At 66.1% G+C, this 19,358-nt stretch carries 23 protein-coding genes; 12 read left to right on the top strand and 11 right to left on the bottom strand.

Annotated features, from left to right (window positions below; all coding sequences use genetic code 11):
* Positions 1-8 precede the first annotated feature (8 nt).
* From NOV65_RS02400 to asnB, 5 genes are read right to left on the bottom strand one after another with little or no spacing between them, the layout of a single operon-like run.
* Positions 9-470: a MauE/DoxX family redox-associated membrane protein gene (locus tag NOV65_RS02400; RefSeq protein WP_257303935.1), complete on the bottom strand. Its 462-nt coding sequence runs from the start codon at positions 468-470 to the stop codon at positions 9-11.
* Positions 467-1,114, bottom strand: coding sequence for a rhodanese-like domain-containing protein (locus tag NOV65_RS02405; RefSeq protein WP_257303938.1), 648 nt, complete (start codon positions 1,112-1,114; stop codon positions 467-469). The genes NOV65_RS02400 and NOV65_RS02405 overlap by 4 nt, the downstream gene beginning before the upstream one ends.
* A 36-nt stretch (positions 1,115-1,150) precedes the next feature.
* Complete coding sequence (locus NOV65_RS02410) at positions 1,151-1,396, bottom strand: hypothetical protein (RefSeq protein WP_257303940.1); 246 nt, start codon at positions 1,394-1,396, stop codon at positions 1,151-1,153.
* Positions 1,397-1,432: 36 nt separating this feature from the next.
* The gene (locus NOV65_RS02415) at positions 1,433-1,846 is read right to left on the bottom strand and encodes a PilZ domain-containing protein (RefSeq protein ID WP_257303941.1); all 414 of its coding nucleotides are present in this window, start codon (positions 1,844-1,846) and stop codon (positions 1,433-1,435) included.
* Positions 1,847-1,892: 46 nt separating this feature from the next.
* Positions 1,893-3,605, bottom strand: coding sequence for an asparagine synthase B (gene asnB, locus NOV65_RS02420; RefSeq protein ID WP_257303943.1), 1,713 nt, complete (start codon positions 3,603-3,605; stop codon positions 1,893-1,895).
* 264 nt (positions 3,606-3,869) lie between these two features.
* Between asnB and tdh the strand changes: the two genes are divergently transcribed.
* The gene (tdh, locus tag NOV65_RS02425; protein WP_257303945.1) at positions 3,870-4,901 is read left to right on the top strand and encodes an L-threonine 3-dehydrogenase; all 1,032 of its coding nucleotides are present in this window, start codon (positions 3,870-3,872) and stop codon (positions 4,899-4,901) included.
* Between the two features lie 78 nt (positions 4,902-4,979).
* Here the strand turns inward: tdh and NOV65_RS02430 are convergent, their stop codons facing one another.
* Positions 4,980-5,603, bottom strand: coding sequence for a type II secretion system protein GspG (locus tag NOV65_RS02430; protein WP_257303947.1), 624 nt, complete (start codon positions 5,601-5,603; stop codon positions 4,980-4,982).
* A 128-nt stretch (positions 5,604-5,731) separates the two neighbouring features.
* On the opposite strand from NOV65_RS02430, the gene udk reads away from it, so the two are divergent.
* From udk to NOV65_RS02455, 5 genes are all read left to right on the top strand, one after another.
* A complete protein-coding gene (gene udk / locus NOV65_RS02435) occupies positions 5,732-6,385 on the top strand; it encodes a uridine kinase (RefSeq protein WP_257303950.1) in 654 nt (217 codons plus the stop codon).
* Complete coding sequence (locus NOV65_RS02440; protein ID WP_257303952.1) at positions 6,378-6,695, top strand: rhodanese-like domain-containing protein; 318 nt, start codon at positions 6,378-6,380, stop codon at positions 6,693-6,695. Before udk ends, NOV65_RS02440 begins: the two co-directional genes overlap by 8 nt.
* Positions 6,695-7,324 carry an NUDIX hydrolase gene (locus tag NOV65_RS02445; RefSeq protein WP_257303954.1) on the top strand — a complete coding sequence of 210 codons (630 nt, stop codon included), beginning with the start codon at positions 6,695-6,697 and terminating at the stop codon, positions 7,322-7,324. The genes NOV65_RS02440 and NOV65_RS02445 overlap by 1 nt, the downstream gene beginning before the upstream one ends.
* 132 nt (positions 7,325-7,456) lie before the next feature.
* Positions 7,457-7,954 (top strand): YajQ family cyclic di-GMP-binding protein, encoded by a 498-nt coding sequence (locus tag NOV65_RS02450; protein ID WP_257303957.1) that lies wholly within the window; start codon positions 7,457-7,459, stop codon positions 7,952-7,954.
* A gap of 1 nt (position 7,955) precedes the next feature.
* Complete coding sequence (locus NOV65_RS02455) at positions 7,956-8,951, top strand: polyprenyl synthetase family protein (protein WP_257303958.1); 996 nt, start codon at positions 7,956-7,958, stop codon at positions 8,949-8,951.
* Between the two features lie 10 nt (positions 8,952-8,961).
* Here the strand turns inward: NOV65_RS02455 and NOV65_RS02460 are convergent, their stop codons facing one another.
* Both NOV65_RS02460 and NOV65_RS02465 read right to left on the bottom strand, forming a co-directional pair.
* On the bottom strand, positions 8,962-10,317 hold the full coding sequence (locus NOV65_RS02460) for a TPR end-of-group domain-containing protein (protein ID WP_257303960.1): 1,356 nt from the start codon (positions 10,315-10,317) through the stop codon (positions 8,962-8,964).
* 202 nt (positions 10,318-10,519) lie between these two features.
* On the bottom strand, positions 10,520-12,031 hold the full coding sequence (locus NOV65_RS02465; protein WP_257303961.1) for a type IV pilus twitching motility protein PilT: 1,512 nt from the start codon (positions 12,029-12,031) through the stop codon (positions 10,520-10,522).
* Between the two features lie 103 nt (positions 12,032-12,134).
* On the opposite strand from NOV65_RS02465, the gene sucC reads away from it, so the two are divergent.
* From sucC to NOV65_RS02495, 6 genes are all read left to right on the top strand, one after another.
* Positions 12,135-13,292: an ADP-forming succinate--CoA ligase subunit beta gene (gene sucC / locus NOV65_RS02470; protein WP_257303963.1), complete on the top strand. Its 1,158-nt coding sequence runs from the start codon at positions 12,135-12,137 to the stop codon at positions 13,290-13,292.
* 42 nt (positions 13,293-13,334) lie between these two features.
* Positions 13,335-14,207, top strand: a complete 873-nt coding sequence (gene sucD / locus NOV65_RS02475) for a succinate--CoA ligase subunit alpha (protein WP_243301309.1) — start codon at positions 13,335-13,337, stop codon at positions 14,205-14,207.
* A gap of 82 nt (positions 14,208-14,289) precedes the next feature.
* Entirely contained in the window at positions 14,290-14,946 is a 657-nt protein-coding gene (locus NOV65_RS02480; protein ID WP_257303965.1) for a PepSY-associated TM helix domain-containing protein, read from the top strand.
* A gap of 27 nt (positions 14,947-14,973) precedes the next feature.
* Positions 14,974-15,402, top strand: a complete 429-nt coding sequence (locus NOV65_RS02485; RefSeq protein ID WP_257303967.1) for an acyl-CoA thioesterase — start codon at positions 14,974-14,976, stop codon at positions 15,400-15,402.
* A gap of 18 nt (positions 15,403-15,420) precedes the next feature.
* Positions 15,421-16,299, top strand: a complete 879-nt coding sequence (locus NOV65_RS02490) for a radical SAM protein (protein WP_257303969.1) — start codon at positions 15,421-15,423, stop codon at positions 16,297-16,299.
* Complete coding sequence (locus NOV65_RS02495) at positions 16,299-17,528, top strand: CapA family protein (RefSeq protein ID WP_257303971.1); 1,230 nt, start codon at positions 16,299-16,301, stop codon at positions 17,526-17,528. The genes NOV65_RS02490 and NOV65_RS02495 overlap by 1 nt, the downstream gene beginning before the upstream one ends.
* Before the next feature lie 3 nt (positions 17,529-17,531).
* Here NOV65_RS02495 and NOV65_RS02500 read toward each other — a convergent pair whose 3' ends face one another.
* Genes NOV65_RS02500 through NOV65_RS02510 form a run of 3 tightly spaced genes read right to left on the bottom strand, consistent with a single transcriptional unit; the run spans position 17,532 to position 19,330 of the window.
* Entirely contained in the window at positions 17,532-18,089 is a 558-nt protein-coding gene (locus NOV65_RS02500) for an HD domain-containing protein (protein WP_257303973.1), read from the bottom strand.
* Between the two features lie 9 nt (positions 18,090-18,098).
* A complete protein-coding gene (locus tag NOV65_RS02505) occupies positions 18,099-18,929 on the bottom strand; it encodes a tRNA pseudouridine synthase A (protein ID WP_257303975.1) in 831 nt (276 codons plus the stop codon).
* A gap of 2 nt (positions 18,930-18,931) precedes the next feature.
* Positions 18,932-19,330 (bottom strand): response regulator, encoded by a 399-nt coding sequence (locus NOV65_RS02510; RefSeq protein WP_257303977.1) that lies wholly within the window; start codon positions 19,328-19,330, stop codon positions 18,932-18,934.
* Between the last annotated feature and the right edge of the window lie 28 nt (positions 19,331-19,358).

A 19,358-nucleotide genomic window follows, 5' to 3' on the forward strand; every position in this document is an offset into this window, starting at 1 on the left:
TTGGGGCGTCAATTCTTTCTGGGAGCGGTCGCCAGGAAGATCTGGGCGGCCAGGAGCAGCAAAGCAACGTCGCGCAGCAGCGACCACCGCATGTCTGTCAGGCGTTCGGAGTCCGTCAGGTGCGCGGTGGCTCCGAAGCACCCGCAGTCCACCGGATTGTGGCGGGCCAGGTTGATGGAGAGGGCCAGGCTGAAGGCCAGGAGCAGCAGCGTGATCCACGAGGCGGCGGCGCGGATCCAGACGCCGAAGCAGAGCGCCAAACCGCAGAACAACTCCAGCCATGGCAGGACCAGGGCCATGGGATTCAGCATGTTGGCGGGCACCAGCTGATAGGCCCAGATGGCCTTGGCGAAGCCGGGTGGGTCGGCGATCTTGGGCAGGGCCGCCATGATGAAGACCAGGCCCAGGGCGATTCTCACGGCCACACTGAGCTTGGGATGGAGCAGCCAATGCTGCGGTCGGGGGCTCATGGCCTTCCCTTCTCGACGGGATGGCCCTGCGCCACCCAGGCGGGGAAGCCGTCGTGGAAAAGGAGCAGGTGAAAGTAGCCCTCCCCGAGCAGCTTCTCGGCGAGCAGGTGGGAATCCCGGCAGTCACCGCCGGTGCAGTAGATGACGATGGGATCTTCCGAGCCCGGTCGGCGCGCGGCCTTGAAGGAGAGCAGGCGGTCGTCCAGATCCGATTCCCACACCGGGGTGCTCCAGGCCCCGGCGATGTGGCCTTCGAGGAAGTCGGCACTGCGGCGGGCGTCCAGGAACGGCGTGCCGGACTGGAAGGCCTGCCAGGCTTCCTCAGTGCTGATTTCCCGGATGGGGCTGAAGGCTGGTGTCTCCGGTTCTTGCCTGGCGGCTGGAATCGCGGAGGGTGCCACCTTCGGCGAGGTGGTTCGGCTGGGGCTGATCGGGCGGTCGAACCTGGGTTCCGGGACGGCGGGTTCGACGAGGCTGGGCTCCCGAGGCAAAGTCTGCGGAGACACGGAGGGGGAAAGCGGCACGCCGGACCCGGCCCACCCCAGGCGGCGCGCCGGGGAAGCCAGAAAGTTGGAGAGCAGTGCCGCCGCCACCGCCAACCCGGCCAGGGCCAGGGGGCGGATGAGGATGGGGGCGGACCTCACGGGCCGGTCAACCTGAGGAGACGGTTTCGGCATCGATCACAACACGATGTACCGATAGGTCCCGGGATCCTGCTCTTTCAACAGGAGTTGGATGGTCCAGCGGCGATCCGGATAGCGCTCGTACATCGTGGCGCTCATGACCGATTCCTTCAGCCAGTCCCGGATGTCCTCGTAGCGCTCGAACCTGGGGGGCTCCCAGGCGCCGCCCGCAGCCCCCCGGGCCGCCGAGCCGGGCTTCAGGTACTCCATCAGGCGTGCCAGCGAGGTTTCAGGGTCCTGCATCGTCCGCTCCAAAGTTCCGGGTGTGGTCATGAGCTGTCAGCCTTCTTCCTGCGGCGAGGAGGCAGTGGGGCGGCGGGTCCGACTGCCGACCCGGGCAAGGGCCCGGTCCCTATCCTTCGTGCTGGGGGTCAGGGAATGGATGAGAGCCCTTAGCGAGGCCTCGCTGCCGGCGTCGAGGGCCTTGGAAAAGCCGATGGCCAGGCCCCGGGCGTCGGACCGCACCACGGTTCCCCGGGCCACGACCCTCTGCCCGATCTCCCGGTCCGCCAGCAGGATGGCCACACCGCACGGACTTCCGAGAGGCAGGAGTTTATGGCTGTCCACCAGGATGCCACCCATGCTGAGGTCGAGGGCCGAAGGGTAGGCGATGATCTGGTCCTCGACGACCAGTTTCACCTGGTAGGTGGTTGGGATGCGGCGATGCTGCCGCCTTTCAGGGGATGTGCTCATGGGGCTCCCCGGACCCGGCATGATAGCGCGGCCCGGGGGACTGGGGTCACGTGCTCTCGGCCTGCTGGTACCCCTGGTCGTGGATGTCCATCACCGCCCGGCCGGAGGGGTCGGCCATCTTTGCGAAGGTCGCATCCCAGAGCAGGGCGGTTTCCGTGCTGCACGCGACGCTACGCTCGTAGGGCACACAGTTCACCGCGGTCGCGCTGGGGAAGTGGTGCTCGAAGATCTGACGGTAGAAATAGGCCTCCTTGGTTTCGGGGGTCTTGACCGGGAAGCGTTCCGCGGCGCCTCGCATCATGCTGTCGCTGACCTCCCGCTCGGCTGTGGCCTTGAGGGCATCAATCCAGCCGTAGCCCACGCCATCCGAGAACTGCTCCTTCTGTCGCCAGAGCACTTCGTCGGGGATGAGACCCTCGAAGGCCTTCCGGAGGGGGTACTTCTCGATGGGCCGCGGGCGGTGGGCGTTTCGTGGCAGCTTCACCGTCGGATCAAGACGCATGGCCACATCCAGGAATTCCCGGTCCAGGAAGGGCACCCGGGCTTCCACACCCCAGGCCGCGCTGGACTTGTTGGCGCGGGCGCAGTCGTAGAGGTGCAGCTTCTGGAGCTTGCGCACCGTCTCGGCATGCAGTTCCGGGCCGTCTGGCGCCTTGTGGAAGTAGAGGTAGCCGCCGAAGATCTCGTCCGCACCTTCCCCGGAGAGCACCATCTTGATGCCCATGGCCCGGATCTTCCGCATCATGAGGTACATGGGCGTGGAGGCCCGGATCGTCGTGATGTCGAAGGTCTCCAGGTGGTAGATCACGTCCGAGAGGGCGTCCAGCCCCTCCTGCACGGTGAAGTGGATCTCATGGTGGATGGCACCGATGTGGTCGGCCACCAGGCGGGCAGGGGCCAGATCCGGCGCACCCTCCAGCCCCACGGCGAAGCTGTGGATCCTCGGCCACCACGCCGGCGCCGTGCCGCCCTCCTCCACGCGGCCCTCCCGGAACTGGGCGGCAATGGCTGCGATCAGGGAGGAGTCCACGCCCCCGGAGATCAGGACGCCATAGGGCACGTCGCACATGAGCTGCCGCCGCACCGCTGCTTCGAGGGCCGCGCGCAGGGCCGCGGGATCGTAGGGGGCATCGGGGACATGGCCGGGTTCCGCCCAGTCGGGTTCGTAGTAGCGCTGGAACCCCTTGTCCGCCTCGTGACCGAGGTAGAAATGTCCCGGGGGGAACTCGCGGATCCGTTCACAGTGGCCCACCAGGGCCTTCATCTCGGAGGCGACGTAGAGCCGGTCCTCCCGATCCCAGCCCAGGTAGAGGGGGATGACGCCCATGGGATCCCGGGCGATGAGGTAGGTCTCCCGCTTTGGGTCGTAGAGGACGAACGCGAAGATCCCGTTCATGCGGTTGAGGAAGTCCCGGGGCGAGAGCTCGTCGTAGAGGTAGAGGATCACCTCGCAATCCGAGAGGGTCTGGAAGTTGTGGGCTTCCCGCAAGCCATGCCGAAGCTCCCGGTGGTTGTAGATCTCACCGTTGACGGCCAGCACGGTGCCCTGGAGCGTGTCGACCAGGGGTTGGGCGCCATGCTCGACATCCACGATGGAGAGGCGCTCGTGGACGAGGATGGCCCGCTCGTCACTGTAGATGCCGCTCCAGTCAGGACCCCGGTGGCGGATCTTCCGGGCCATGGCCAGGGCCTGGCGCCGGAGTTCCGTCGGGTTCGAGCGCGAAGAGTCGATGTCGAGGATGGTGAGGATGCCGCACATGGGGACTCCAAAAGAAAAACCCCCGATCCGCTGTCGCGAATCGGGGGTGGTCCGGGAAATCAGGTGTCTAGGTGAGACCCTCTCCGGCCCACGCGCGATTCGCGCGAGGGAGCCGATTATTGAAATGGCGGTTGGGCCGCAGTGAGGGGAAGGTCATAGGTTGCCTGCAAGAACCTTATCGGTTGCCTTCGCAGAACGTCAAGAACAGAAGCGGAAGTTGGCCAGGCTTGCTCTTGATGATGAAATGGTGCGGTTGGAGGCCGCATGAAAGCCCTGTTGAAGACCAAGCGCGAGGAAGGCATCTGGATGGGCGAGGTGCCCATGCCCGAGATGGGCCCCAACGATGTCCTGATCCGCGTCCACAAGAGCGCCATCTGCGGCACGGATGTGCACATCTACAACTGGGACGACTGGGCCCAGAAGACCATCCCCGTCCCCATGGTGGTGGGGCATGAGTACTTCGGCATCATCGAGCAGGTGGGCGCGGAGGTTGAAGGCTACAAACCCGGCGACCGGGTGAGTGGCGAGGGACACATCACCTGTGGACACTGCCGGAATTGCCGGGCCGGCAAGCGCCACCTCTGTCGGAACACCGTGGGCGTGGGTGTGAACCGCACCGGCTCCTTCGCGGAGTACCTGTCCATTCCGGCCTTCAACGTGTTCAAGGTGCCGGACAACATCCCTGACGAAGTGGCCTCCATCTTCGATCCTTACGGCAACGCCACCCACACGGCCCTCAGCTTCGACATGGTGGGCGAGGATGTGCTGATTACGGGCGCGGGTCCCATCGGCATCATGGCCGTGGCCATCGCGAAGCACGTGGGGGCACGGAATGTGGTCATCACGGACGTGAACGAGTACCGGCTCGAGCTGGCGCGGAAGATGGGCGCCACGGTCGCCGTGAATCCCATGAAGAAGGGTCTCCCCGAAGTGATGAAGGATCTGGGAATGACCGAAGGCTTTGACGTGGGATTGGAGATGAGCGGCAATCGCAACGCCTTCGAATCCCTGCTGGAGGCCATGCACCATGGGGGCCGCGTGGCGCTGCTGGGCATCCTCCCCGGCGACTGCGCCATCGACTGGAGCCAGGTCATCTTCAAGGGGCTGGTGTTGAAGGGGATCTACGGTCGCGAGATGTTCGAGACCTGGTACAAGATGGCCGCCATGGTGCAGAGCGGTCTGGACATCACTCCCATCATCACCCACCGCTTCGACATCGACGACTTCCAGAAGGGCTTCGATGCGATGCGGAGCGGGCAGAGCGGGAAGGTGATCCTGGACTGGGGCGTGAAGTAGCTGCTTCCGGCCAGATATGGGCGAAATGCGGCCGAATGGCCGCATTTCGCGTACTTGCGCGCGAAGCGCGCAACCGCCTCAGCGTACGGGTTGCGGCTGCGGCACCGGCGGGTAGGGGCCGTCGGTCCACGGGGCGCCGTCCTTGATGAGGATGTCGCCCGCAAGCCCCTCGCCCCCGGGCAGGCCGTCGGTGCCCAGGCAGGCCAGGTAGTAGCCGTCCAGCTTGGTGTTGAATTTCTGCCGCACGGGGCCCCGCTTCACCTGTACGTCCTCGACGGGCCGGGCGACATAGGGCCGGTAAAGGAACGGATGGCCCCAGGGCGCTTCGGGCACCTGTTCGAGGTATTCGGGCACCAGGCCCTGCAGGGTTTCGGGGTACTCGCCAGTCTTGGCCTTGTAGCGGATCAGGGCATCCGTGAGCCGTTTGAGAGCCGCCCGGACCTGCTTCCGGCGGTCTTCCAGATCCCGGTTCACGAAGGCCTCGATGAGGAAGAGGTCCCGGGTGGCCTGGTGGGCTGCCTCGGAGTCCGGGTAGCGGGCCACCAGCTGCTTCATCATGGCCTGGGCCTCGAGGCTCCGGCCCTCCTGGTTCAGTTTCAGGGCGTCCTCATAGAGCCTTGTGGGAAGCCTGGGGTCCTCGGAACTGCATCCGGCGAGAAGGGCGAGAAGGGCCAGGGCAGGGACGAAACACGCACGGCTCACGCGGCACCTCCGGTACCGCGCCCTGCGGGCTTCGGCTTCGCCAAAGTGGCCCTTCGCTTCTGCTTCGTGCTCATGGCATGAACCTTAGCAGAACGGCGGGACGGTAGGATGGAGGGATTGGGGGGCACATGATCGACAGGCCGATGCTGGTTGGCATCGTAGGAGGCTCGGGCAGCGGGAAGACGTCCGTGGCGGCGGAACTGGTGAAGCGCCTGGAACGCCGGGCGATGGCCACCCTCCTGTTGGACATGGATGCCTACTACGCCCCGCTGGAGCTGGTGAAATCCCGCTTCGACGGCCTGCCCGTGAACTGGGACCACCCCCACGCCTTCGACCTGGAGCTCATGGCCGCGCACCTGGCCGCCCTGCGCCGCGGGGAGAGCATCCGCAAGCCGACCTATGACTTCACGATCTCCGACCGGACCGGCTGGGGCGACCCACTCCCGCCGGGGCAGGTGGTCATCCTGGAAGGCCTGCTGCTCTTCGCCCTGCCAGAACTGCGCGACCAGCTGGACATGAAGGTGTTCGTGGACACGGATGCCGATATCCGCATCCTGCGCCGCATCCGGCGGGACACCCGGGAACGGGGCCGCAGCCTCGAGAGTGTCATGGAGCAGTACGAACAGAGCGTCCGGCCCATGCACCTGGAGTTCGTGGAGCCGAGCAAGCGCTGGGCGGACCTCATCGTGCCCACGGGTGTGGAGAACCGCACGGCCATGGATGTCATCACCCACCACATCTGCAGCCGCGTGCTTGATCAGGGAGAACCCCAGCGTGTTTGAGAACGGCCTCCACCTTTCCGCCGAAACCTACCGGGACCTGCCGGAAACCGTCCAGCGCCTTGATGTGCGGGAGCGCTGGGAATACGACCTCGCACGGATTCCCGGCGCCCTCCTCATCCCCTTGGGTGAGCTGGCGGACCGGGTGGCTGAATTGGATCCCTCCCGGCCTCTCGCGGCCTACTGCCACCATGGCTCCCGCAGCCTCCACGCTCTGCGGATCCTGCAGGGGGCAGGCTTCACGGATATCGCGCACCTGGCCGGCGGCATCGATGCCTACAGCCGCCTGGATCCTTCCATTCCGAGGTATTGATGCGGCTGCTGCACCGCCATCCGGAAGGCTTCGATCCGAACGCGGCCTGGACGCAGGAATCCGAGAGCGTACGGCAGGATTCCCGCCTCTTCCGGCAGATCGTGGCCCAGCGCCGCAGCCCCCACACAGGACGCCAGCACGCCTTCTACCGCCTCCAGGGCCCGGATTGGGTGAATGTGGTGGCCTTCACGCGGGAGGGCGACCTGCTGGTGGTGGAACAGTTCCGGCACGGCATCGATGCTTCCACCTTGGAGATCCCGGGTGGAGGCTGCGATGCCGGCGAGGCTCCGGAAACATCCGCCCGGCGGGAACTTCGAGAGGAGACGGGGTTCGTTTCCGGCCATTGGGTGTCCCTGGGCTCCTGCACCCCGAATCCGGCCACCCAGAACAACCGCTGCCACAGCTTCCTGGCCCTGGATTGCGATCCGGACGGATCGCTGGAGCTGGATCCCGCCGAGGAGTTGCAGGTCTGGGCCTGCTCCTGGTCCGAGTGGCAGGACCGCATGCGCCATGGCGAAGTCCACCACGCCCTGGTGTTGTCCGCCTTCCAGCTCCTGAGCCTATGGGAGGGCTGGCCCGCGCTGCGGGAGCGCCTGGAGGGCTCGGGCGAAAAGGGGAGACAGGATTAACAGGATCCAAAAGCAGCACAACACCGCACCATCCTGTTCATCCGGCTTTTCGTCCTGTTAATCCTGTCTCGGCCTTTTCCTAAGCCAAGGCGAAGCGCTAGTCTGGAGGCTGGATCCCGATGAGGAGTGCCCATGGCCACCGAATGTTCTTTCGATGTCGTCTGCAAAGTGGACCTGGATGAGGTGAAGAACGCCGTCTCTCAGGCCATGAAGGAGATCGGCCAGCGGTACGATTTCAAGGGCTCCGTGTCCAAGATCGAGCTCAAGGACGACAAGGTGCTGGTGCTCAACAGCGATGACGAAGTGAAGCTCAAAGCCGTCATCGATGTGCTCCAGACCAAGCTCCACAAGCGCGGTGTCAGCATCCGCAGCATGGAATACGGCAAGATCGAACCCGCCACCAAGGGCACTGTCCGCCAGGAAGTCACCATCCATCAGGGCATTCCCGTGGAGAAGGCCAAGGGGCTCATCAAGGCCGTCAAGGACGCCAAGATCAAGGTGCAGGCCAGCATCCAGGGCGACCAGCTTCGCGTCAGCGGAAAGAGCCGGGACGATCTGCAGGAAGTCATCGCCCTGTTCAAGAAGGACGATCAGGGCCTCGACCTCCAGTTCACGAACTACCGGGGCTGACGTGTCGCGACTCGACCTCTCCCGCTATTTCCTCCCCATCGCCCCTAAGCTGGCGGGCGTGGAGGCGGAACTGCAGCGCATCCTGCAGAGCGACGTGGAGGTGGTCCAGAAGCTGGCAGACCATGTCCGCGGTGGGCAGGGCAAGCGGCTGCGGCCGGCCCTGGTGATGCTGTCGTCGCGGTTCTGCGGCGTGCCCAACGAAGAGGACGTGCGCTTCGGCGCGGTCTTCGAGCTGATCCACACGGCCACCCTGGTCCATGACGATGTCATCGACCATGCCCAGCTGCGCCGGGGCATGCCCACCCTCAACCGGCTCTGGGGCAACACCCTGACCGTGCTATTCGGCGACCTGCTCTACCTGGTGGCCATGAACGAGGCCATCGCCGGCCGCAGCTGGCGGATGATGGAGATCTTCGCGGAAGTCACCACCCGCATGATCGAGGGCGAACTCATCCAGAACGACGTGCTCTTCAAGCTCGACACCAGCCGCAAAGACTACTTCGACATCCAGGAGCGAAAGACCGCGCTCCTGTTCAGCGGTTGCACCGAGACCGGCGCCGTCCTCACCGGCCGGAGCCTGGATGAGTGCGTCGCCATGCGCGAATACGGCCTGGAGGTGGGGCGCGCCTTCCAGCTGGTGGACGACCTGCTGGATTACACCGCCACCAGCGAGCAGCTGGGCAAGCCGGCCTTCAGCGACCTCCGCGAGGGGAAGCTCACCTTGCCCATGCTCACCCTGCTGGAGAAGGCTCCGGACGAGGTTCGATCTCTGATCCGCACCATCTGGGATCGGGGCGAGGAGGTGCCCATCCCTGAGGACGAGGAGGCGCAGCTTCGCGCGCTCATCACCCGGCATGACGCCCTCTCGGAAACCCGCGATCTGGCCCTCAAGGCTTCGAAGAATGCCGTGGCCCAGCTCTTCGCAGTGAAGGGCGATGCCGCCACCGGGAGCCTGCTGCGGGAGATCCCCGAGGCCCTGCTGTCGCGGAGCATGTGAGGCCGCAGAATCAGCTTCCGAGCCGTGCCAGCAGGTCCTGGAAGCGGGGATGGGAGCGGACGGCATCCAGGTCGCCGTCGTGGATGAACCAATCCTTCTGGGTGAGCCCTCCGGCTGCGGCCCGTTCCAGGCAGTCCAGGCTCTCCTCGGCATCGCCAGCCAGGGCATGGATGCAGCCCAGGTTGTAGAGGAGCATCGGATCATCAGGGTCCATGTTCCGGGCCATCCGGGCCCAGGCCAGGCCCTTCTGGTGCTCTCCCAGAGCCACAAGGGCGTTGGCTCCCAGATAACGGGCGCGCACGTCGTCGGGTACGCGTTCCAGGCGGTTCTCCACGAGCGCCAGCCCGGCTCTCCGGGCGCGCAAGGCCTCGTCCTCGAGGCCGAGGCTGTGGTAGACCTGGGCCACCAGTAGAATCGCCTGGAAATCCTCTGGCCGGAGGGCCGCCGCCCACTCGAAGTACTCGATGGCCCGCTCTGGCTTGCCTGCGGCAAAGCAATGGCGGGCGTAGAAATAAGCGGCTTCGTAGAGATTGGGATCCAGGCAGAGGGCCGTCTCGAAGGCTTCCTCCGCTTCATCGGCCACGCCTGCGGCAGACAGGGCGACCCCCCGGGAGGCATGAGCCTCGGCCAGATCAGGATCCAACTCCAGGGCCTTGCGGCTGCAGGATTCGGCCAGTTCCCTCTGCGACTCCGTGCGGTCGATGTAGATATAGGTGTAGGCCGCGCAGTTGGCCAGGCTCGCCCAGGCGGAAGGGAAGTTGGGGTCGAGGTCCAGGGAGTGCCGGAACATCTCGGCCGCGGCGCGCATGCCGTGGCGATTGAACCGGAAATAGTGCTGCCGTCCTCTCAGGTAGTACTCGTAGGCCTCCAGATCCACCGGGTATCTGGGCCGGATGGACGCGGTCACGTGGAGCGCGGAAGCCACGCAGCGGGTGATGTCATCGAGCGTCGCAAAGAGATCCTGGCGATCGAAGGCATAGGCCTTGGACCAGGCCTCGCGGCCCGATTTCACATCCACCAGTTCGGCTTTCAGGGTCAGGAGATGTTCGCGTTTCCGGAGCGTGCCCACCAGGATGGCGGTCGCATGCAGGTGCCGCCCCACCGCCGCTGGGGAAATGGCTGTGCCCCCATAGCGGAAGGACGTGGTTCTGGAGACCACCTGGAGTTCTTCCAAGTGGTTGAGGGCCTGAAGCACCTCTTCGGCCAGGCCCTCGCCGACGTGCGCGTCCCCTCCGTCAGGCCGCTGGTCCAGGAAGGGCAGGACGGCCACCACGGCCCGGCCTCTCCGCGCTTTCGGATGGACCGGACCCCTTTTCTGGGCCGTCATTCCAGGCGGTCGAGGTGACTTCCCCAGCTGCAGGGCCATGTTCCACCTCCAGGACAGATCTCACTGCGACATCGATCCTGGCGGGCGGGGATGCCTCACCTGGGTCGGACTCCCCGGAAAAGGACCATCAGGTGAATAGATAGCCGCATCCTGGCCCGCAGGTGGTATCCAGCATGGGATGGACGGTTCTCCGCGCAAGGGGCAGCCGGGACGGCCTTCAGCTCTCGCGGCTGGCGCCTCCCTAGCTCTCGACCTCGCCCAGCCTCAAATCAAAGGGAATCCCCGCCCGCTTGCAGGCTGCGATGAAGCTTTCCTTGTCGGGGCATTTGAGATAGGCCTCCAGCGGCTCCACCTTCTTGTCCTTGATGAACTCCACGAGGGCGTCGTTCATGAGCTTCTGGCCGTAGCTCCGGCCGGTCTGCATGGCGCTCGTGATCTGGAAATTCTTGCCTTCACGGATGAGGTTGGCGATGGCGGGGCTGATGAAGAGGGTCTCCAGGGCGGCGATGCGACCGCCGCCGATCTTCTTGAGCAGGGTCTGGCTCACCACACACTTCAGGGCATCCGCCAGCATCACGCGGATCTGCTGCTGCCGATCCGCGGGGAACTGGTCCACGATGCGGTCGATGGTGCCGATGGCGCTGCTGGTGTGCAGAGTTCCGAAGACCAGATGACCGGTGATGGCCGTCTCCAAGGCGATGGCGATGGTCTCGAGATCGCGCATCTCGCCCACCATCACGATGTCGGGATCCTCGCGCAGGGCGGCGCGGAGGCCGTTCTTGAAGCTGTCCGTGTGGGTGCCCACCTCGCGCTGGTTCACCAGGCAGCCCTTGCGGGGATGCACGAACTCGATGGGATCCTCGATGGTGAGGATGTGGTCATGGCGCTTCTGGTTGGCCAGGTCGATGATGGCGGCCAGGGTGGTGGACTTCCCACTGCCCGTGGGACCCGTCACCAGCACAAGGCCCTTGGAGAGGTCACAGAGACGCCGGATGGGGTCGGGCAGGCCCAGCTTGTCGGGATCGGGAATCTGATTGGGGATGACGCGGCAGACCAGCCCAGGCCCGACCCGATCCATGAAATAGTTCACGCGGAGACGGCAGTTGCCGGCCTCGTAGGCGTAAGCGAAATCCGCATCGTGGCGTTCCTGGAAATGATGCCAGGCGGTCGGCGTGGCCACGGCCTCCATCATTTCCAGCATGGTGGCGGGTTCGAGTGGTTCGAAACCTTCCAACTCCTTCATGTCGCCGTGGACGCGAACCAGCGGTGGTTCCATGGAGGTGCAATGGAGATCCGAGCCCTGCTGGGCGAGCAAGGCGGAGAACAGTCGCTCGGCCAGAGGGTGGCCGTGGGTTGCGCCGGGCCGCGAAGCTGGCGAGCCGCTGGTGCCAGGGGCCGGAATCACCCTGGGGGCAGGGATGGGTGCGGCCGCCGGCTGGGGGCGGGTGGGTCCCAGCAGGTCCGCGATGAGGTCCGGGAGCTCACCCTTGCGATCCAGGCGGATCCGGAAGATCTGGCCGGTCAGTTCGTGCTCGAACTCGGCCTTGCCTTCCTTCTGCCAGGCCGCTTTCAGGTTCCCCGGGACGACTTCTCCGGCCAGCACGTCGACCATCAACGCGGGCAGGGGATTGGGTAGGAGATCCATGGCTTCGCCGTTCTTGAGTTCCAGGCGGGGTTTCCGGTCGGCTTCCAGGTGGAGGCGGGTTCCGCCGCGGGCGATGACATGGGAAAGCAGCCGGTCGAGCTGGGGCATGGACGTCTCCTGGCCATCAAAGGATGCCACGAGTCACAGCCTTGGGGGTTCGGCGCCAGCGGCCCGGGCGCTAGACTGGAAGGTGACCTTTTCGGGAGTGAGCATGAATATTCACGAATACCAAGCCAAAGAGCTGCTGAGGCAGTACAAGGTGGCCACGCCCGACGGGAAGGTCGCCCAGGACGCCGAAGAAGCCCGCATGATCACCAAGGAATTCGGCGGCGCCAGTGTCGTCAAGGCGCAGATCCACGCCGGTGGCCGTGGCAAGGGCGGTGGCGTGAAGTTCGCGACGGATCCCGACAAGGCCGCGGAGCTCTTCAAGGCCATGATTGGCATGCAGCTGGTCACCAAGCAGACCGGCGCCGAAGGGCGCAAGGTCCGCACGGTGTTCCTCTCCAAGCCGGTGGATATCGAGCGCGAGCTCTACCTGAGCTTCCTGGTGGACCGCGTCACCAGTCGGGTGACCATCCTGGCGTCCACCGAGGGTGGCGTGGAGATCGAGGAGGTTGCCGCCAAGACTCCCGAGAAGATCGTCCGGGTGGCTGTGGATCCTGCCTTGGGCCTCAATGGTTTCCAGGCGCGCCAGGTGGCCTTCGCCCTGGGTCTCGAAGGCAATGCCTTCAAGCAGGGCGTCGTCTTCCTCCAGAACCTCTACAAGCTCTTCGTGGAGAAGGACTGCTCCATGGTGGAGATCAACCCGCTGGTGGTGACCAAGCAGGGTGATGTCACCGCCCTGGATGCCAAGATCGGCTTCGATGACAACGGGTTGGTCCGCCACCCGGATGTGCTGGCCTACCGCGACCTCAACGAGGAAGCCGAAGAGGAAGTGGAAGCCAGCAAGTACAACCTCAACTTCATCAAGCTGGATGGCAGTATCGGCTGCATGGTGAACGGCGCAGGCCTGGCCATGGCCACCATGGACATCATCAAATACTGCGGCAGCTCCCCGGCCAACTTCCTGGACGTGGGCGGCAGCGCCACCGAGGATGCGGTGAAGAACGCCTTCCGCATCATCCTGCAGGACAAGTCCGTGAAGGCCGTGCTGGTGAACATCTTCGGCGGCATCATGCGCTGCGACATCGTGGCCTCGGGCATCGTGAACGCGGCGAAGGAGATCGGCATCAAGGTGCCCGTGGTCGTCCGCCTGGAAGGCACCAACGTCGAGGAAGGCAAGCAGATCCTCGCAGCGAGCGGCCTGAACCTCATCGTCGGAGCTGACCTGAAGGATGCAGCCGAGAAGGTCGTGGCTTCGATCAAGTAGTCCATCCACGGAACCCGGAACCACATTTTCGAGAGGTATGACATGGCAGTTCTCGTGGGCAACCACACCAAGCTCATCGTCCAGGGCATCACCGGCCGCGAAGGCCTCTTCCATGCCAAGGGCTGCCGCGACTACGGCACGAACGTGGTCGGCGGCGTGACCCCCGGCAAGGGCGGCACGGAGATCGAAGGCTTCCCCGTCTTCAACACCGTCCAGGAGGCTGTGGCCAAGACCGGCGCCAACGCCACCATGATTTTCGTCCCCCCCGTGGCCGCGGCAGACGCGATCCTTGAAGCCCTCGACGCGGGCATCGAGCTGGTCGTCTGCATCACCGAGGGCATCCCCGTCCTCGACATGGTCAAGGTCAAGCGGGTGCTCCCCAACTACCCCAAGAGCCGCCTCATCGGCCCCAACTGCCCCGGCATCATCAGCCCCGGCCTGGCCAAGATCGGCATCATGCCCGGCCGCATCCACAAGCAGGGCCACGTGGGCGTGGTCAGCCGCTCCGGCACCCTCACCTATGAGGCCGTGGGCCAGCTCACCGCCCTGGGCATCGGTCAGAGCACCTGCATCGGCATCGGCGGCGACCCGGTCAGCGGCACCAGCCACATCGACGCGCTGGAGATGTTCAACAACGACCCAGACACCCACGCCGTCATCATGATCGGCGAGATCGGTGGCAGCGCCGAGGAGGACGCCGCCGCCTGGGTGAAGGCGAACATGAAGAAGCCCGTGGTGGCGTTCATCGCCGGCCAGACGGCCCCTCCGGGGCGCCGCATGGGCCACGCCGGCGCCATCATCTCCGGGGGCAAGGGCACCGCCGCCGAGAAGATGAAGGCCCTCACCGCCGCCGGCATTACCGTCGTGCAGAGCCCCGCCGACATGGGCAAGGCCCTGGCCGAGCGGCTGAAGTAGCGGTTCGTTCCGGACTGGATCAGGGCGGCCCCTCCGGGGGCCGCCTTGTTTTGCACCTTCACGGGGCGGGGCCGGGGGCTTCATGATGAGTGTCATGATGCCCAATTCAGGTTCCCGATCCGACTCCCGCCGGGGCGCATTCCTGCGCCATCTTCGGCGCCTCCATGCCTGGGTGGGGCTGAGCGGAGCCGCCTTCGGTCTGCTGTTCGGATTGACTGGGTTTCTCCAGAACCACCGCGCCGTCATGAAGATCGACGCGGGGCAGGTGGAGGCCCACAAGGTGCAGCTGGAGCTGGATCAGCCGCCAGCGACCATCGAAGAACTGGCGGGCACCCTGGCCACCCGCTTCGGGGTTCCCATGAGCCGCATCCGATCGCGGGTGCTGCCCCCCAAACCGGCCCGGTTCGGCGGCCAGGAGGTGAAGGCCCCGATGCAGTGGCTGGTCCAGGTCACGGGCCATGCCCACTTCGCCCGGGCCACTTACCTGCCGGGCAACCGGACGGTGGAAGTGGAACGGAGCGATGCGAATGTCGTCGAGACCCTCCAGCGGCTGCACAAGGCCGAGGCCGGGCAGGCCGGCTGGATCCTGCTCACGGACTGTTTTGCCGGAGCCCTGGTCTTCCTCGCCCTGAGCGGCACCTTGCTCTGGACCCGGCTGGCGGGGCCGCGCCTCCTCTCGGCGACCCTGGCCCTGGGTGGCTTCGCCGTGGCCGTTCTCATCGCCGCCAGAGCCTGGTAGCGCCGGTATGCTGAGGTCGGAGGGCTCATGCTGATATCCCGAGTGATGGTCCTGGATCAGGACATCGGCCTGAACGCCACGCTGTTCGGCGGTGACATGATGGCCCGCATGGACATGGTGGCTGGGATCACGGCCTCGCTCATGTCCCGGAACCGCCGGTTCCTCACCCTCAAGGTCTCGGAGCTGGTCTTCCACAGCCCCGTGCGGGCCGGGGAGATCATCGAGTTCTTCGCGGCCATCACCCGCCAGGGGCGCACCAGCATGACCCTCCAGATCGAGGTGCAGGTCTACGAACCGATCTCCGACGCACGGCGCGCGGTCACCAGCGGCGAGTTCGTCATGGTGGCCGTGGACGAAGCGCAGCACCCCGAGCCGATCCTCTGGAAGCCTGAGGCGGTCCAGGCGGCCATGGAAGCCCACCGCGCCCGGGGGGGATCCGGGGCAAATCCCGCCTGACCCGCGTATCCTGGTGGCATGACGGACCTCATCAGGGCTCATCTGGATCACCGCCGCGTCTGGCGGGATTTTGACTATTGCTACCCAGTCATCTCGCGCCGCAGCCGTGGTGTGAGTCTGGGCGTGAATCTGAACCCGGACAAAGTCTGCAATTTCGATTGCGTCTATTGCGAGGTGGATCGCCTCACGCCTCCAAAGCGGAAGGATCTGGACCTGGATCTGCTGGACAAGGAACTGGGCCTGCTGCTGGACCTGGCCACCAGCGGCGAGATCTATGAGATTCCGCCCTTCGACTCGGCCCGGCCCGAGCAGCGCCGCTTGAACGACATCGCCTTCAGCGGCGACGGCGAACCCACGACGGCCCGCGAATTCGCCGAGGTAGTCGCGCGCGTGGCCCGCCTCAAGGCTCAGCGCGGCTTGGACCTGGTGAAGCTCGTGCTCATCACGGACTCCAGCCGCCTCCAGGCGCCGGAGGTGGTGAAGGGCCTCGAAACGCTCATGGTGAACCAGGGTGAAATCTGGGCCAAGCTCGACGCCGGCACCGAGGCCTTCTACCGCGAAATCTGCCGCAGCCAGGTGCCCTTCCAGCGGATCCTCGACAACCTCCTCGCCACCGCCCGGCGCTGGCCCATCCTCATCCAGACCCTCTTCCTCAGCTGGAAGGGGCAGGGGCCCTCGGCCGAGGAAGTGGAAGCCTACTGCGGACGCCTGGAAGCCATCCTGGCCCAGGGCGGCCACTTGCAGGCGCTTCAACTCTATACAGTTGCCCGTCCCACGCCGGAACCCGAAGCGCGGCCCCTTTCCCGCCGGGAGATGGATATCCTCGCGGCGCAGGTGGGCGCCCGCCTTCCAGGCCTGCCGGTGGAGGTCTACTACGGGCCGGAGGTCTGGGGCTGATGCGCCGTCGGACCGGATTCACCGCCACAGCCCTGGCGGCGGGTTTGGGCGCCACGCTGGGTGCTGCGTGGGGCTGTCGGCCTCGCCGTGTCCCGGCGCCGCCTCCACCTCCGCGTCTCCGCCTGGTGGCGGTCGGGGACATCCTCATGCACCAGGACGTGAAGGCAGCCGCGGAGCATGCCGCGCAGGGCTTTCCATCCCTTTGGGCTGACCTCGTCCCGCTCTTCCAGGGGGCGGACCTGGCCTTCGGCAACCTGGAGACACCTGTGGCGCCGACGACCGGACGACCCGGAATCCCCTTCCAGTTCAACGCGCCGGTCACCCTTCCGGCCGCCCTGCGTGCCAGCGGCTTCACCGTGTTGGCCACGGCCAACAACCACGCCTTCGATCAGGGGCCGAAGGGCGTGCGGGAGACCCTCGACCGCCTGCGGGCGGAACACCTGGTGGCCGTGGGCAGCGGCGAGGACCGTCCCCGGGCGGAAGCCCTCCAGGTCGTGGAGCGGCAGGGCCTCAAGGTCGCTTTCCTGGGCTTCACGGATCTCTTCAATGTGGATCTCAACCGCAAGGCCACCGAGCCCTGGGTACGGCCACTGGATCTGGAACCCGCGTTGGCCGCCGTGCGGGAGGCGCGCTCCCGCGCCGACCTGGTGGTGGTCAGTGTCCACTGGGGCAATGAGTACCAGCGCCAGCCCACGAAACGCCAGCGGGACATCGCCCGGAAGATGGTGGAAGCGGGCTGCGACCTGCTGCTGGGGCACCATCCCCATGTCCTGCAACCCGCTGAGATCGTGGAGGCGGGAGGACGGAAGGCCCTGGTGGCCTATTCCCTCGGCAACTTCATCAGCAACCAGGACCGCATGTACCGGGCGGACCTCTTTCCGGTGGCGGGGGGCGACAGCCGCGATGGAGCAGCCCTCCAGGCCGTCTTCGAACAGCGACAGGGCACAGACGGACGGCCGCACCTGGCGCTGACGGAGACCTCCTTCGAGCCGCTGTGGACCGAGAACAACTGGGGATCCCCCGCCGCGCAACGGGAGATCCGCGTCATCCGCGTGGCCGCCGCCGAAGCCAGGGTGCGGGCGGAGGTGGAGGCCCTGTCGGCCTCCCAGGAAGGGCAGAGGGCCCCAGGCCATCGGACCGCGCTCCTCGCGAAGCAGGAGTACCTCCGCACGCTCATCCTCCGGCGGCGGCGCATCGCAGAGACCCTGGGCGAGCCGTTTGTCCGCTAGGAGCTAGGCCAGGCCCAGGTCCGCGCGGTTCTCATGCAGCACGGCGATGATGCGGGCGAGGTGCTCGTCCTCGGTGCCGCCCGCGGCCTCGAGGAGCATGCGGAAACCCTCGGCCACCTCGAAGCGGTCCACGCCGGCGGCGAAGGCCTTGTCCTTGAGCTTCTTCTTCACGCTCTTCGGTTCCAGGCCCTCGGTTCGGGTGGGGCGCACCAGGGCGCACGCCATGATGAACCCCGTGATCTCATCCGAAGCCAGCAGGGCCTTGTCCAGCAGGTGGTCGTAGGGCACGTTCCAGCGGGTGTAGTGGGCGCTGATGGCATGGGCGAGGTCCGCCTCGCCACGCTCACGGAGCCAGGCCACGATGCGCTTCGGGTGTTCCTCGGGCCAGGAGTCGTAGTCCGCGTCGTGCAGCAACCCAGCCAGGCCGAACAGCTCCACATCCTCCTGCAGTTTGGCTGCGAGGTCGCGCATGACCAGTTCCACGGCCCGGGCATGCGTCCGCAGCTTCTCGGAGGGCGTCCACTGGCAGAGCAGGGTCCAGGCTTCAGCACGGGCGAGCATCGCATGTCCTCAGGGGATGATGATGGTGGAACGCGGCGGCCCGGGCTCAGGGTCGCCGGGATAGCGCACGGCCTCCAGGAACAAGCCGGAAGCGGGGGCGGCCTTGGCGGCCCAGTACAGGTTCGCGGCCTCGGTGGGGGCGTGCAGGTCCTCCACGATGCGGCGAGGTTCTTCCTCACCCAGAGCGCAGGCCACGGAAGCTCCGACCATGCGCCGGACCAGGCGGCGGAAGAAATGGGAGGCGCGGACCCGCAGCAGCACCAGCGAGCCGGCCTCGACGACCTCGCACTGGATGATCCGGCTCAGTCCATCCTCCTCGGCGTCCAGGTCTGCGAAGGAGCCCAGGTCCTGGTTGCCCTCGAAGGCGGTCCAGGCTTTCTGCAACCGGTTGAGATCCAGGCTGCGCTTCACCCACCAGATCCAGGGTTTGCCGAAGGCGCTGCGCCGGCGGCTGATCTGGTACAGGTAGGTGCGGTCCACGGCATCATGGCGGGCATGGAAGCGTGGCGCGCAGGCCCGCACATCGCGGATGGCGATGTCCTGGGGGAGGGTGGCGTCGAGGATGCGACGCAGCTCGCCGGGCCGCGGCGCGCCCTTGGCCTCGAGGTGCAGGTGGGCGACCTGGCCCAGGGCGTGCACCCCGGCATCCGTGCGGCCGGCGCCGCCCAGGTAGACAAGGTGCAGGCCGGCCTCGTGGATGGCGTGCTCCAGGCTGCCCGCCACCGTGCGGACGCCTTCGCGGGACTGCTTCGGGCCTTGTTTCTGCCAACCCTGGAAGCGGCTGCCGTCGTACTCCACCAGCAGGCGGAACGCGGCGTAGGGCACGGGTTTCGCGGCCACCTTCAACCCCCAGTAACGGATTTCACCGCATCGATGAGCGCCGCGGGGTCGTGGATCGGCTTGGAGATGTAGCCCTCCGCGCCGGTCAGTTCCAGGTACTTCTCCCGGTCCCCGAACATGGCGTGCGCGGTGGCCAGCAGCACCGGGATGCGGCGGGTGGCCTCGTCCTGCTTGAGCAGCTTGGTGATGAAGATGCCGTCCACCTTCTGGCCCTGGTAGCTCGACCGGGACAGGCTCACGTCCATGATGATGGCCTTCAGGCCGGCTTCGCGCGCCAGACGGAGGATCTCATCGACTTCCTCCGAAACCAGCACCTCGTAGCCGCCCTTTTTTACCAGCACGGTCTGGATGAACTTCACATTGATGGGGTCGTCCTCCACCAGGAGAATTCGGTCTGTCATAGCCGCCTCTTTGGTACCAGCCTATCGG

Origin of the sequence: Geothrix campi (genome assembly GCF_024609265.1) — a bacterium.
Taxonomy (GTDB): Bacteria; Acidobacteriota; Holophagae; order Holophagales; family Holophagaceae; genus Geothrix; species Geothrix campi.

Excerpts from the sequence above, each read along its gene's own strand:
- NOV65_RS02400 (WP_257303935.1), bottom strand. The coding sequence starts at position 470 with ATGAGCCCCCGACCGCAGCATTGGCTGCTCCATCCCAAGCTCAGTGTG.
- NOV65_RS02410 (WP_257303940.1), bottom strand. The coding sequence starts at position 1,396 with ATGCAGGACCCTGAAACCTCGCTGGCACGCCTGATGGAGTACCTGAAG.
- NOV65_RS02415 (WP_257303941.1), bottom strand. The coding sequence starts at position 1,846 with ATGAGCACATCCCCTGAAAGGCGGCAGCATCGCCGCATCCCAACCACC.
- asnB (WP_257303943.1), bottom strand. The coding sequence starts at position 3,605 with ATGTGCGGCATCCTCACCATCCTCGACATCGACTCTTCGCGCTCGAAC.
- tdh (WP_257303945.1), top strand. The coding sequence starts at position 3,870 with ATGAAAGCCCTGTTGAAGACCAAGCGCGAGGAAGGCATCTGGATGGGC.
- udk (WP_257303950.1), top strand. The coding sequence starts at position 5,732 with ATGATCGACAGGCCGATGCTGGTTGGCATCGTAGGAGGCTCGGGCAGC.
- NOV65_RS02445 (WP_257303954.1), top strand. The coding sequence starts at position 6,695 with ATGCGGCTGCTGCACCGCCATCCGGAAGGCTTCGATCCGAACGCGGCC.
- NOV65_RS02450 (WP_257303957.1), top strand. The coding sequence starts at position 7,457 with ATGGCCACCGAATGTTCTTTCGATGTCGTCTGCAAAGTGGACCTGGAT.
- NOV65_RS02460 (WP_257303960.1), bottom strand. The coding sequence starts at position 10,317 with ATGGCCCTGCAGCTGGGGAAGTCACCTCGACCGCCTGGAATGACGGCC.
- NOV65_RS02465 (WP_257303961.1), bottom strand. The coding sequence starts at position 12,031 with ATGCCCCAGCTCGACCGGCTGCTTTCCCATGTCATCGCCCGCGGCGGA.
- sucC (WP_257303963.1), top strand. The coding sequence starts at position 12,135 with ATGAATATTCACGAATACCAAGCCAAAGAGCTGCTGAGGCAGTACAAG.
- sucD (WP_243301309.1), top strand. The coding sequence starts at position 13,335 with ATGGCAGTTCTCGTGGGCAACCACACCAAGCTCATCGTCCAGGGCATC.
- NOV65_RS02480 (WP_257303965.1), top strand. The coding sequence starts at position 14,290 with ATGATGAGTGTCATGATGCCCAATTCAGGTTCCCGATCCGACTCCCGC.
- NOV65_RS02485 (WP_257303967.1), top strand. The coding sequence starts at position 14,974 with ATGCTGATATCCCGAGTGATGGTCCTGGATCAGGACATCGGCCTGAAC.
- NOV65_RS02490 (WP_257303969.1), top strand. The coding sequence starts at position 15,421 with ATGACGGACCTCATCAGGGCTCATCTGGATCACCGCCGCGTCTGGCGG.
- NOV65_RS02495 (WP_257303971.1), top strand. The coding sequence starts at position 16,299 with ATGCGCCGTCGGACCGGATTCACCGCCACAGCCCTGGCGGCGGGTTTG.
- NOV65_RS02500 (WP_257303973.1), bottom strand. The coding sequence starts at position 18,089 with ATGCTCGCCCGTGCTGAAGCCTGGACCCTGCTCTGCCAGTGGACGCCC.
- NOV65_RS02510 (WP_257303977.1), bottom strand. The coding sequence starts at position 19,330 with ATGACAGACCGAATTCTCCTGGTGGAGGACGACCCCATCAATGTGAAG.